The organism is Mycobacterium sp., from assembly GCF_052143115.1.
Classification (GTDB): Bacteria; Actinomycetota; Actinomycetes; order Mycobacteriales; family Mycobacteriaceae; genus Mycobacterium.
Genome location: NZ_JBKQTQ010000210.1, coordinates 1 through 11,974 on the forward strand (window position 1 = coordinate 1; position 11,974 = coordinate 11,974).

Here is an 11,974-nt window from a genome sequence, read left to right on the forward strand (position 1 = left end):
CGGCCACACCATCACCGGCCGTTACACCATCACCGTCGGCCGCGTCGTCGTCGGCCAGCGCGCCGCCTGCACCTGCCGGTGGGACCGTGGAGCCGGTCACCGCCGCCGAACTCGGCGCGAGCTGGCGGCCGGGTTGCCCCGTCGAGCCGGGGCGGCGGCGACGGGTCAACGTCGACCACATCGGTTTCGACGGCCAGACCCACCGCGGCGAGCTGATCGTGCATGAAGACCTGGTGCCGGAGGTCATCGCGATCTTCGAGCAGCTTTACCGACTGGGTTATCCCGTCGAAAAGATCCGCACGGTCGACCACTACTCGGACGCCGATGATGAGTTATCCATGGAGGACAACAACACTTCGGCGTTCAACTGCCGAAGCATCCCAGGAACCAACGAATGGTCTCCACACGCTTACGGTCGGGCTATCGATCTCAATCCGCTTGTCAACCCGTGCCTCTACGCCAGCGGGTATTTCGAACCGCAGAACGCGGCGGCCTATCTGGACCGCAGCCGCACCGACCCGGGACTCTTACACAACGGCGACCCAGCCGTGCACATCTTCACAGAGCGTGGCTGGCGGTGGGCTGGCTACTGGACGACTCCCGACTACCAACACTTCGAGCGGCCTTGAGCCTCTCCGCCTACTGAGACGTTAGCTCCTGTCGACGGTGCCCGACCCTTCTGTGAGCGCACATCCCGCGAGAGGGGTTGAGCCTTCGGTCAGGATTGAACTGTTGCGACGACCTAGAGGGGAGACGCCGAAAACCCTTCTTGGCAAGCCGAACTGAATTTATAGTTCTACCGGTTCGCGTTCTTCGGACCAAGTTTGAATCACGGTCCGAGCCCCCCTTACTGCAGCTCTTGTCCGTGGTGGCGATCCCTGTCGTGGGTTCGGCAAAGGGCGTTTATATAGATGCCCTGGCTACGGAGACAGCGGATGACGGGGTTTGTACTTTCACCGAGGTCTGCCGGGCAGTATCGAAGTCGTGGCCGAAGGCGCACTGCTGTAAAGGCGCAAGGCCTGGGCCGTCGCCGTCGCAACTTCACCTCGCAGATTCGAGAGGGGTGGACTGCCTCGCGTATGAATTGAGTTTGCGAGCAGAACTACGTAGGTATCGGAGCCCGGGTCTATCCAAAGCGAGGTTCCGGTAAAGCCTGTGTGGCCGAAGCTACCGATCGGAAAGACCATGCCTCGCGGCGTGGACTGGGCCGTATCGATATCCCAGCCGAAGCCACGCAGGTTTTGTCCCCTGATCGCCGGATACTTCGGAGCGAGCAGCGGATCTGTTGTGTTCGGTCTCTTTGCGACGGCTTCTCGGGCGCCATCGTTCGCCGCTTCGAGTTGTTCAGCTGTATGTCCGGGCTGCTGGGGAGTCGTCATCAATTCCACAGTCGCTTGCTTCACCGGAAAACTGCTCGGACGGCCCGCAAGCCGATCTAGCAGGGCCTGCGCGAAGATGCTGACGTCGTGTGCCGTCGAGAACACGCCGGCATGCCCAGCCACTCCCCCCATGCGCCGCGTCGTCGTGTCATGCACCGTGCCCCGAAGCAGGTAATCAAGATCGGGATTCTTGCTCGGGTCGGCTCTGTTCTCGTCGTCATGGGCTGTCGGTGCGATGCGCGACAAAAGACCGGTGTCCCACGTACCTGCGGGACAACCGACCGGCACGCGGCCTTCTGGCGCGGGAGCCCAGGCAATCGCAGCTCCCCTCATCGTGTGTGGACCACATGCTTTGGCTGGCGGAAGATAGCGGGTCTCTTCCATGCCAAGCGGCGCAAATACATTTTGGTGAACGTAATCGTCTTCTGACTCTCCGGTGAGTTCCTCGATCAGCGCGCCAAGCAGAATGTAGTTGATGTCGGAGTAGCGGAAAACCTCACCGGGACCTGACTCCAGCGGCGTGGTGAGCGCGCGATGGATGCCCTCTGTTTTCTCGGCTCGGTCCAGTCCCCACGGATCTTTGAGGTCGACATCCCCCGTTTCGCCCGAAGTGTGCGTAAGCAACATGCGAACGGTCACCTTTGCACGCCGTGGATCGTTCGCCGTGTTGAAGTCAGGCAAATACGTCTGCACGGGATCGTCGAACTGAACCTTGCCCTGTTCGTAAAGCTGCATGACGGCAGTCGCCGTTGCGAGAGACTTCGTCAACGACGCCAGGTCGAAGATCGTGTCCTCGGTCATCGGCTCCGCAGGCGCAGGCGATCCATCTAGCCCAGGTTCGCCCGCAAGCTTGCGCGAGCCAGAAGCCTGGTGGAAGACGACCTTGCCGCCGTACCCGATCACAACCACAGCACCCGGCAGCCTATGTGCCGCAATCGCATCGTTCACGAGCTTTGACACTGCCGCGAAATCAGGTGCAGTAGCCGCATCGCGCAGCTTGGAGAATGTTGGCAAGTCGGGTGTGGGAGCCGCAGCTGGCGCCTGCGTTGCATGCGCGCTGTCGCTTACCGCTGTGTGTGCTGCATAGCCACGCGAGCAAGCCGCAACGAGTGCAAGCAAGACAGTTCCAACAGCAATTGCCTTTCGCATCGGCTTACCGAAGCCAATGCTGCTAAGGGAGCTGTCAACGTTCACGCAATTCCCGGCCGCCGCGTTCACGGAATTCCACAGGTGGTCGTCCCGCCATGATGCTGGATCCGGCGGAGCGGCTTGTCAAGCATCGTCTACTGCAGGCCTGGGCGAAGGCGCATGGTCTCGGTGTCCACGGCTTCAAAGTTCGCCAGCCACCCAAAAGTAATCAAGAATAGGAGGCTCGGGTGGTTCACCCGCGGCCAAGAGACGATCTCGAAGCCCGCCGACTATGGCTGTGAATCATTTCCTGATGACTCCGCCGTGATGTTTCGTTCGATCCACTGGGTGAGCGCATCCTCGAGCGAGGCCGCGACGCCCACACCGGCGGTGTTGGCGGCCTGCTCGAACCGGTCGATCAAAGTCCGCCGGGACTGAGGCGTTTACCTTAGAGCGTTTCGGTTTCGGCTTCGTCGGCTGGGCGAGGACAACGGGCGGTGTGTCGCGCGGCAGTCACGTCCAAGGTTTCACGCAGCGCGGGTATCTCGTCGAGCAAGCTGGCGAGATCATCGCGCTCGATACGCAGCACCTCGGCCGCCCCGGTCGTCGTTATGGTCGCAGAACGCAGTTTGCCAGGGCGGAGCACAGATTCGCCGATCACCTCGCCCGGCCCCAACACGGCAATGCGGTCCTGGCCGACGTACACTCCTACCTCCCCGCTGAGCAGGATGTAGCAGGCGTCTGAGGGAGTCTGCTCATGAATCAGCGGCCACGGCACGGACGTCGAAGTGTGATGGGCTGCTCGGACGAGACGCTCCAGCTCATCATCCGAAAACTTGTCGAATGCGATGAACTCGCGTAGCCGACGGGCGTCTTCCCCATGTGTTCCATCCAACTTCATAGTGGGCTCCCGATGCGCGATGTGCGTCCAGGTGACCATGGCTGCCTCCTTGCGTTTCCTGCGATGCTCTTGCGAAGCTACGGCTGTCGCCTAAGGGCTCGCACGAGTAGTCGACTACTTGTTGCGAAGGTCGACCTCTACGCCCGATAACGGTGGATAGTTGGTTTGGGTGCAGTCCGGTGGCGCGTAGGGCGACTGGGTAATTAATTCGCTCATCGGCCCCGTGCAAGCAATCCCGGGATCGATGGCTATCTAGTACCGGTACCAAGACCAGGGTGATGCGCGGTTGTCCTCATCCGCTCACATCCACCCAATCACCCATACGAGGCCAGTGGCACCGGATAACACCGGTGACTATTGCGCGGTACGGATGACAAAGGCGTCGGTGTTCTCGTCGTAACGGACCGCTTCGTCCACGAACAGTTCCCCAACCGTGTGGCCGTCCTCAGCGACCGCAATAAAGGTGGCTTCCTCGTCGTCGTATGCCACCGATCCTTGCACGAACATCGCCGCGACCTCGTGCCCATCCGGTCCGAAAACGACAAGCTTCAACCCCCCGGCGTCCTTGAGGTACTGCGCCGCTTCGACACGTGTCGTGACCATCGCTGGGGTTCCTCTCTGCTGATGCTTTGGTTGCAGCAGAGTATTCCCGAGAGCAGTACCCAACCGGGTGGGAAAATCGGCGGGCAGCACCTTCACCGCGTCGTGACGAGACAGCCGAGGATTCCGGACCAGATAGACCTCGCCCATGCCACCGGAGCCGAGGAGCCGGACGATCCTGTATCTGGGGAACGCCTCACCAATCGGGAGCGGCATGGCCGACGCCGCCCGGCGGCTGAGGCAGAATCAAGCGATGAAGCCAGCCGGTGTACACCATGTCGCCATCTGCGTCGCCGACGCGCAGAAGGGTCTCGCCTTCTATCGCGACGTGCTCGGCATGACGCAGCTGCCGCGCCCCGATCTCGGCCCGGGGTACTGGCTCGACGCTGGCGGCCAGCAGGTGCACCTGATGGAATCCGACACCCAGCCACTCGGTGCAAACCACTTTGCGATCCGAGTCGACGATATCGATGCCGCCATCAGCGACCTGCAAGAGCAGGGCATCGAGGTGCACCGGATCCCGTTTATCCCGGGCGCCGGGCACCAGGCCTTCCTGCACGATCCGTTCGGCAACTTGCTCGAGCTGAATCAGCCGGAATAGCTTGCGCACACCGGCGGAGCGCTCCCCCGTCAAGGGTGAGCAGGTGGCCGTGAAGCCCGGCGGCTTGCACCGGCGACTTCTCAACATTGCATCGATGCTTGACAGGCACCGCTTGTGGATCAGTCTGTCGTGGTTCGCAGGCCGAGCTTGACCAAGGTCGCCGGGCCGGCGACACCGTCGTCTGTGAGGCCCGCGCGCCGCTGGAATTCCTTGACGACGGCCTCGGTTTGAGGCCCATGCTGCCCGTCCACGTGGAGGTCGGACTAGAGCGGATAGTCTCTGTTGAGGACTTTCTGCAACTCTCGCACACGCGGGCCCGTCGACCCCAGCCGCAAGAGTATGAGTTGCTTCGGGTAAACGGGGTAGTGGCTGACCTTCTTCTCGTCGTCGGTGATTGGCCCGGAAGGTAAAACCAGTCATGGAAGATCGGGTGGTCGTAGCCGCGGGCGGCACCGCCGACCTGTTGCCCATGGCTGCTTGACGATTCGATAGCTACGTTGTTCTCGGCATCAAGTGTGCAAGTCATGTGGGAGTCGTCCCCGCCTCCCGGGCCGTGCATCAAACCGATTCGCAGCACCGCGTCGTCGGGAATGTCACCGGGCTTGGCGACGCGGATTGTGCCGAAGGGTCCCTTAGAGCCAGCGCCCCCGACGTACCGATACGACTCGGTGCAAAGGTAATGCCGCGACCATGTCATTCTGGTGCCATTCACCAGTGCGTCAAGTATGTGGGTGACGATCCCGCTGCAGTCTGTGGTCCTCCAGACGTCGTCGGCGACCCAGCAACCGCCGTAGCGGTGGGCTTTGTTGTCACGTGCTTTCGCGATGCTGTAGGCAAACTCGACGTTGCGTCGCAGGATGGCCATTACGTATTCCTTGGGCCAGTACGGGATGTGGTGCGGACTCCTCCGTGGCTGTCCCAATCGCAACCAAACCTATTTAAACTCAAATCCAATATGGTTTCGAGCGAGGTACGAGCGGACCGGGAAATTCTTCGTATTTTGTGCAGTTGACCAGCACTTTCTCAGTGGAGCTGCCGGGAATCGAAACCGGCAGAGAAATCGCACTGACCTGGGCAAATACCGAATTAAGGTACGTGAAACGACGCGAAAGTACGCGAAATGACCTGCGGATACGCGAAAGGTGTTGACGGCGTCAACAGCCAACCTGAGAGGCAGTGACGGCCAATGACCTTTGCTAATTCCCAGCGACGCCACCACTTCCACACCGCCCGCTTAGTGGTAGGACTTGAGTGTGCGACTCCAGGGTCGAAGCGTGCTCATCACCGGGGCTAGCGGGGGCATCGGCAGCGCGATCGCACGCGAGTTGGCAGCACGGGGATGTGCGCTCACTCTTACCGGCCGACGCGAGTCAGAGTTGCAGCGATTGGTCACGGAGCTCGGTCCGCCGGCGTGCTGTTTTGCTGCGGATCTGACCAAGCCCGAGCAAGTGCGTGACCTGCTGGCCAAGGCAGATCCCGTGGATGTGCTGGTCGCCAATGCCGGCATCGAGATTCCCGAAGACCTTGGCGATCTGACTGACGTCGAGTTGGACGAGGCGATCCGCATCAATTTGCTTGCCCCGGCGGAGCTTGCGCGCGCGGTGCTGGCACCGATGAAACAGCGGCGGCAAGGTCAGATCGTGTTTATCTCGTCGGTGGCCGGCCTTGTCGCAACATCCGGCAACGGCACGGTGTATACCGCCACCAAGTGGGGGCTGCGCGGGCTTGGGTTGGCGCTGCGACAGGAGCTGCATGGCACTGGCGTCGGCGTCTCGACGGTCTTTCCCGGACCCATCCGCGACGTGGGCATGTTCGCGCGGTCCGGCGTCGCCCTGCCCCGCCACGCCGGCACCAGTTCACCGCGGGATGTCGCTCGCGCAGTGGCCCGCGCCATCGAGCGGGATCGGCCCGAGACCACAGTGGCCGTGGGCAGCGTGCGGTTGAGCGCCGCGATCGGCGGCCTCGCGCCGGTACTCGTCGGCAGGCTTGCGCGGGTGTCCGGCGCGGCCCGCGTGCGCGAGGCGATGCTAAATGCTTCGGGCCGGGGCGTAGCTCCAAGTCGGCCTAATACATCTAGTCAGCCGTGACGGGGCTTCGCCAGGGCGGCCTGATCCTGTCGCTCATCACTACCGATTCCTCCGGCGAGGACATACGATGACCGCCCCCTTGTCACCCAGCTCAGCCCGCCGCTCTGGGCCGGATAGCACCTTTCACGAGTTCGAACGCGCCGTAATGAGCCTCGTACACGGTGGCTGTTGTGCGACACCAAACCTGTCCGTGATACGCCGCCAACCCGCCCCGCCGCTGCGGCACAACACCCCCTTCCGGCGCCTTGGACGCGACGCCTGGATGCATACCCTGTCTCCACGCGGTCCGATTCTGACGACAATTCGCGAACCTTTCGTCCTGCCCGACGTCACCATCGCACACACCGACCGTGCTGACGAAGAACACGTCGATGTCCTTGTGTCCAAGGGCAATATCGACCGCATCACGGCAACCGGGACCGCAAGCCGACCGCCCGGCGCGAGCGTTGTCGAGCACGCCAGGGGTGGCTTTGTGGCCAGCGCGCTCATCGACATGCACGCGCACATGCCCCCCGCCAACGTGCTCCGGCTCACCGACATCTTCCTGCTGCAAATGCTTCGCCACGGAATCACGGTCGTTCGCGACGCCGGCGACACCGACGGGACGGCAACACCGGCCGCGCTGGCGCGTGTCGCCTCCGAGGCGCTGCCCGGTCCGGAGATGCACTACGCCTACGGCTTCGTCAACGCCGGCCCCGCGCGCTGGTCCAACTCCTTTGCGTATGACGATCCATCCAGGGCGCCCGGCATCGTCAAGCGGCTGCAGTTTCTTGGTGCGACATGGGTCAAGTCCTACGAGAACCTGGATCTCCCGCGGATCGACGCACTCAAGCGGGCCGCGGCCGATGCGGGCATGGGGGTGCTGGGCCATGTCCCGTACGGGCTCGGCCACGAGGAAGCCCTGCTACCGGACAGCCAGCACCTACTCGGGGTGCCGCCGCCGAGGAGCATCAGGCGCGACCACATCTTCAACCGCATGATCGACTGGGACGCCGTCGATCAGCGAAGGATGGACGTCGTCCGCCGCGCAACCGTTGAACACCGGCTGGCCCTCACGCCGACCCTCGATCTTGCCTCCGGCGTTCTGGATCTCGAGCGATACCAGGAGGCGCTCAGCGAGCCGACGGCCCGGGCGCTGCCCTCCTTTTACGCGGCGGTCGTGTGGAACCCCAAAACAGGCGCCCCTGCTTATCGAAACATCCCCAAGGAGGACTTCGATCGGTGCCGACGCGCTGCTCAGCGCAAGCGCGAGTTGGTCAACCAGTTACATCACGACGGCGCGACGCTGCTCCTTGGCACCGACACGCAGCAGCCGTTCGCCGCGCCAGGAGTCGCGCTTCACCGCGAATTCGACGCATTCGACCACGCCGGAATACCGCGCCGGGACTCTTTCCGCATGGCCACAGCGACAGCGGCCTCAGTTCTCGGGCTCCCGACAGTGGGAACCGTAGCCAAGGGTGCACGCGCCGAGCTCATCGTCAGCCGCACGGACCCGCGCGAATCAAAGTGGTCGGTCCAGCAAGACCTGATAGCAACCATCGCGCGGGGAGCGCTCGTAACCGCAGAGGATCTAGATAAGGCAATTCGCAAAGAGCTTGCGCGGTTCGAGAACAAATTCAGCGAATACGCGTCGCGGTTGCTCGCACAACTCAGCATGCATCAGCTCGCGAGAAACTTCGTCAGCTGATCGGCCAGGCAACACCGTCCAAGCGCCGCACCCGCATATGGCCCCGGACATGACGTTCAGGAGTGGCGGGATCGGTGGCTGTATGCGGCCGGTGTGTCGTCAGAGGGCAATGATGCGGCGCTGAAGCTTGTCCGCCCCCGCGGCAGCGACGCGAACTACCTCGGGATACGCGAAACTTGTTCGGCGTCAACACGACCACGGCGGTTCACTGAACTGGCGTCCAGGCTTGGCAGCCCGTGGTCTCGAATGCGCTGTCAGTTGGTGCGATGGTAAGTATGTCAGCCCCCGCCGTGACCAAGCGCCAGACCGGAGAGGAGCGATCGGCGCTGCCCCGCGGTCAGAGCATGCCCTTCTCCAGATTCCCGGCTGGGTGCGGCACGAGCAGCTGCGCGTCGAGATCGCGACTGAGCTTGCCCTCCAAAGCGGACCGCAGATCTGCGAGGGCAGCGCCCCTGGAATGCTGCGATCGCGCCTGCTCCGACGCGTACTTCTCGATCATCACCAATCGGTTGCGCCCTTCGTGTAACGCATAGAGTTCGACGCCTGGTTCATCGTGGACCCGAGCGATCGCCGCCTCGAAGGCGGCGATTACCTCGGCGCGGTGCTCGGGAATAGGAAAGGCCGTCACAACGAGGACGATGCTCATTTCAGATGCTTCCTTTCATCAGGTCAGACGAATTGCTGGCCGCCATCGATGTCATACGTCGCACCGGTCAGCGCCGTATTGGTCATGATGTGGACGGCGAGCGCCGCGACGTCTTCGGGGCCGACGACACGCCCGATGGGAAGCGTTGCCCTCAGTTCGCTGCGACGCTCCTCGAGTCGATCGCCGAGGAGGGATGCCGACAGAGGAGTGTCTACGAAGCCCGCCGCGATGAGATTGACGCGCACTGGCGCAAGTTCGAGCGCGAGCGCCGCCGTGAACGGAGGCAGGGCGGCGGTGGCCGCAGAGACAATCCCCAAGCCGCGACTGACCCGGCGCCCGCCGGTGCCACCCATGAGCAGCAGCGTGCCCCCACGCCTCATCTTGCCCCTGGCGTTGCGTGCGACCTCGAGCCCCAAAATCACGTGCCCGCAGAGGACTTCGCGCACGGCGGCTATATCCATGTCAAGCAACGGCCCGTAGCGCGGACCGCCGCCCGTGACCATGACATGGTCGATCGGTGCGGGCAGCTCCTGAAAGAACTTCTGGAGGGCACCTGTGTCGTTGGCATCGAAGGCCGCGGTTCGTCGCGCGCCGACTTCACGCCCCGCCTGCTCGAGCCGGTCGCGATTGCGGCCGGTAAGGATGACATCGGCCCCCTCCGCGCGGGCGCGCCGAGCTGTCGCGAACCCGATGCCTGCACTGCCGCCGATGAAGACAACGGTCTGTCCAACCAATTCCGGTTCGCGCTGAACGGAAACGGATACAAGACTGCCCTCATTGCTCATGATTCCTCCGATGACTCCCCTGATCCCCCCATGATTCACGTCGTCCACTGAATATTGAGGCAATCGGAAAGCGCCAGAGCGTTCGATGTGATGACGAAGACCCGGGGCGCGAGCAGATAACTAAATGCGCCGATCGGTCCATCCCTTGGGTACGTGCGCATTGCGACGTGCGTAGCTTGGTCGGGGCTCTAGTTATCAACGATTCACTGGATGTTGGAGTCCCTGATGAGCCTGGCAATGTCACCGCGTGGAGTTCGACCGCACACCGTGGGCCGATCCGTCCTCCAGCTGTGCCTGGCAACGGTGAGCTGCACAAATGCTGGTGGAGCTGCCGGGAATCGAACCCGCCGCTCTACCTGGTCTTTTGCCTTCTGAGCTGCCGGTTCGTTACGTCTCGTTCCGGTTCAATACCGCTCGTTACCTGCGGATTCGTTCTCGGGTCTTGACGGCGTCAAGAGCTTCCGCTTGGGGACGAGCCTTTCACGAGGCGCGGGATGCCACGACGCCCGTCCGCCGCTTCCACCGGCGCGGCGGCCCCCTCAACGAGCGTGGGGGCGGGCTCGGGCGCAGCGTTTGTCTTCGGCGAAGGTTCGCTCGACTGTTGGATGGGTGCGGAAAGAGCTGCGCGTGCCGCGGGTCACACAGACCAACCCCGGCCGCGGCGGCGACCCAGGGACTCCTGGGTCGGCGGGTCTAGTCAAGGAGCAGCATTAGCCGAGGGCGGCTACGAGGGCATTGGTGCCAGCGACGATCGCCTCGAGTTGGGTCTGCGGGAGCGGGGCGAACAGTGCCGCCATCTGCGCGGTCGTCGCCGCTTCGGCAGCAGCCTGCTGGGCCTCGATCTCGGGGGTGTATTCGACCAGGTCCTCCTCGGAGAAACCGTGCATCTTGAAGTTATCGAGGTCTCGGTCTCGGTTGAACTGACAGGCAGTGACAGGCGAGAGCCCGGTGGCTTTCACCGCATCGGTGTGCACACCGCCGCGCAGCTCTCGCAACAGGATGGCGGCCCGGTAGGCCCGAGCGGCGGCCGTCGGCGCTGCTGGGGCTGAACGGTAGCCATCGAACAGCGGCCAGGAGCCCGAGGGAACCGCTGCGACGAGAGCGCCCACCGCGTCGGTGAACGCGCCGAGGGTGGCCGAATCCACTGCAGCGAAGGCATCCTCGGCATAGTCGTCGGCGGCACCGAGGTGGGCTGCCGCGATCGCGTCGTCACTGGCCAGGCTGCGACCGCGGGTCACCACCGCGGCGATCACGCCGGGCTTAAAGAAGTAGAAGATGGCGTCGGCCGTCTCCGGGTCGACGCCACCGAGCATGGATGCTCGACCGGCACCGTAAAGGGAGATGACGTCGAGGCCGATGGCTTCGCCGCGGGCGACGGCTTGTTTGGAGAAGTAGAAGTTGGCCGCCAGGTCCCCGAGGGGGCCAGCGACGGTCGAGGCTGCGGTGGTTGCGTCCATCGCCCCAACCTAGCCAGGCACCATCACCTGCTGACAGGACCGGATCCGCAGGAGAAGAACGACATCATCGAGAAACGGTCGGTCGGGGATCGGTAGGACGCTGCGACTCGGTATTTTGCGGCGTGCTTGTCATGACGTGCTCCTTGTCGCTGAGTCAGATGGCCCTTCAGCGAGCGGGCTGGGCGTAGTGTCGGCGTGATTCGGACTGGACGGATGTCTCTCACAGGGCAGGAAGAACACGTGGCCCACGACAGGATCCTCGCTCTGAAGGTGCAGCGCCACGACGTCCTCGACTACTGCGCCGAGCTCACCGACGAGCAGTGGAATACCCCCAGCCGCGCCGCCGGGTGGCGGGTGCGCGACGTCATCGCCCACATGGGTGCGAGCTGCCGAGTGTTGTTCAGTCCCGAGATGATTCACCTGCTGCGGACTGAAGACCTCGAGCGCAACAACGACCATATGGTCGATCGTCGCCGGTCGTGGCTGACCAGTCGGGTGTTGGCCGAGTTTGCGCGGTGGAGCACCGTCGCGTTGGTGGCCTTCGACGTGTCCGGCCGCGGGAAACTCGGCACCATCCCCGTGCCGCTCGGTGCCACCGGCCGCTACCCGGCCCGGCTCCTGGCGTGCGCGTTGGTGTTCGACTGGCACACCCACCTGCACTACGACATCGCCCCGGCGCTGGGCACACCGGCCCCGCCGGCCG

General features: G+C 63.5%; 11 protein-coding genes and 1 pseudogene. 5 read left to right on the forward strand and 7 right to left on the reverse strand.

The features are described 5' to 3' along the window. A partial coding sequence (locus tag ACLQI9_RS21600; RefSeq protein WP_442392158.1) for a M15 family metallopeptidase occupies positions 1–629 on the forward strand: 629 nt, incomplete at its 5' end. Positions 630–953: 324 nt separating this feature from the next. Here the strand turns inward: ACLQI9_RS21600 and ACLQI9_RS21605 are convergent. From ACLQI9_RS21605 to ACLQI9_RS21615, 3 genes and pseudogenes are all read right to left on the reverse strand, one after another. Beyond that, positions 954–2,528 (reverse strand): serine hydrolase domain-containing protein, encoded by a 1,575-nt coding sequence (locus ACLQI9_RS21605; protein WP_442382453.1) that lies wholly within the window; start codon positions 2,526–2,528, stop codon positions 954–956. A gap of 427 nt (positions 2,529–2,955) precedes the next feature. After that, positions 2,956–3,408, reverse strand: a complete 453-nt coding sequence (locus ACLQI9_RS21610) for a Crp/Fnr family transcriptional regulator (protein WP_442382454.1) — start codon at positions 3,406–3,408, stop codon at positions 2,956–2,958. A 678-nt stretch (positions 3,409–4,086) separates the two neighbouring features. Then, positions 4,087–4,224, reverse strand: a pseudogene (locus tag ACLQI9_RS21615) (serine/threonine protein kinase); the annotation flags it as partial. On the opposite strand from ACLQI9_RS21615, the gene ACLQI9_RS21620 reads away from it, so the two are divergent. After that, on the forward strand, positions 4,223–4,609 hold the full coding sequence (locus tag ACLQI9_RS21620; RefSeq protein WP_442382445.1) for a VOC family protein: 387 nt from the start codon (positions 4,223–4,225) through the stop codon (positions 4,607–4,609). The pseudogene ACLQI9_RS21615 and the gene ACLQI9_RS21620 sit on opposite strands and share 2 nt — an antisense overlap. A gap of 119 nt (positions 4,610–4,728) precedes the next feature. On the opposite strand, the gene ACLQI9_RS21625 is transcribed toward ACLQI9_RS21620, so the two are convergent. Next, positions 4,729–4,860, reverse strand: a complete 132-nt coding sequence (locus tag ACLQI9_RS21625; RefSeq protein WP_442382446.1) for a peptidoglycan-binding domain-containing protein — start codon at positions 4,858–4,860, stop codon at positions 4,729–4,731. Positions 4,861–5,883: 1,023 nt separating this feature from the next. Between ACLQI9_RS21625 and ACLQI9_RS21630 the strand changes: the two genes are divergently transcribed. Beyond that, positions 5,884–6,696 (forward strand): SDR family NAD(P)-dependent oxidoreductase, encoded by an 813-nt coding sequence (locus tag ACLQI9_RS21630; RefSeq protein ID WP_442392159.1) that lies wholly within the window; start codon positions 5,884–5,886, stop codon positions 6,694–6,696. Between the two features lie 145 nt (positions 6,697–6,841). Next, positions 6,842–8,383: an amidohydrolase family protein gene (locus ACLQI9_RS21635; protein WP_442392160.1), complete on the forward strand. Its 1,542-nt coding sequence runs from the start codon at positions 6,842–6,844 to the stop codon at positions 8,381–8,383. Positions 8,384–8,720: 337 nt separating this feature from the next. Here the strand turns inward: ACLQI9_RS21635 and ACLQI9_RS21640 are convergent, their stop codons facing one another. The 3 genes from ACLQI9_RS21640 to ACLQI9_RS21650 form a co-directional block, all read right to left on the reverse strand. Next, entirely contained in the window at positions 8,721–9,029 is a 309-nt protein-coding gene (locus ACLQI9_RS21640) for a putative quinol monooxygenase (RefSeq protein WP_442382449.1), read from the reverse strand. Positions 9,030–9,052: 23 nt separating this feature from the next. Then, positions 9,053–9,814 (reverse strand): SDR family oxidoreductase, encoded by a 762-nt coding sequence (locus ACLQI9_RS21645; protein ID WP_442382450.1) that lies wholly within the window; start codon positions 9,812–9,814, stop codon positions 9,053–9,055. Positions 9,815–10,524: 710 nt separating this feature from the next. Next, complete coding sequence (locus ACLQI9_RS21650) at positions 10,525–11,271, reverse strand: helix-turn-helix domain-containing protein (protein WP_442392161.1); 747 nt, start codon at positions 11,269–11,271, stop codon at positions 10,525–10,527. 240 nt (positions 11,272–11,511) lie between these two features. Here ACLQI9_RS21650 and ACLQI9_RS21655 point away from each other — a divergent pair. After that, on the forward strand, positions 11,512–11,974 hold a 463-nt coding region (locus ACLQI9_RS21655; RefSeq protein WP_442392162.1), incomplete at its 3' end, for a maleylpyruvate isomerase N-terminal domain-containing protein.

What these genes read in the sequence shown, in the direction of transcription:
- ACLQI9_RS21605 (WP_442382453.1), bottom strand. Translation starts at nt 2,528, where the DNA reads ATGCGAAAGGCAATTGCTGTTGGAACTGTCTTGCTTGCACTCGTTGCG.
- ACLQI9_RS21610 (WP_442382454.1), bottom strand. Translation starts at nt 3,408, where the DNA reads ATGAAGTTGGATGGAACACATGGGGAAGACGCCCGTCGGCTACGCGAG.
- ACLQI9_RS21620 (WP_442382445.1), top strand. Translation starts at nt 4,223, where the DNA reads ATGGCCGACGCCGCCCGGCGGCTGAGGCAGAATCAAGCGATGAAGCCA.
- ACLQI9_RS21635 (WP_442392160.1), top strand. Translation starts at nt 6,842, where the DNA reads ATGAGCCTCGTACACGGTGGCTGTTGTGCGACACCAAACCTGTCCGTG.
- ACLQI9_RS21640 (WP_442382449.1), bottom strand. Translation starts at nt 9,029, where the DNA reads ATGAGCATCGTCCTCGTTGTGACGGCCTTTCCTATTCCCGAGCACCGC.
- ACLQI9_RS21645 (WP_442382450.1), bottom strand. Translation starts at nt 9,814, where the DNA reads ATGAGCAATGAGGGCAGTCTTGTATCCGTTTCCGTTCAGCGCGAACCG.
- ACLQI9_RS21650 (WP_442392161.1), bottom strand. Translation starts at nt 11,271, where the DNA reads ATGGACGCAACCACCGCAGCCTCGACCGTCGCTGGCCCCCTCGGGGAC.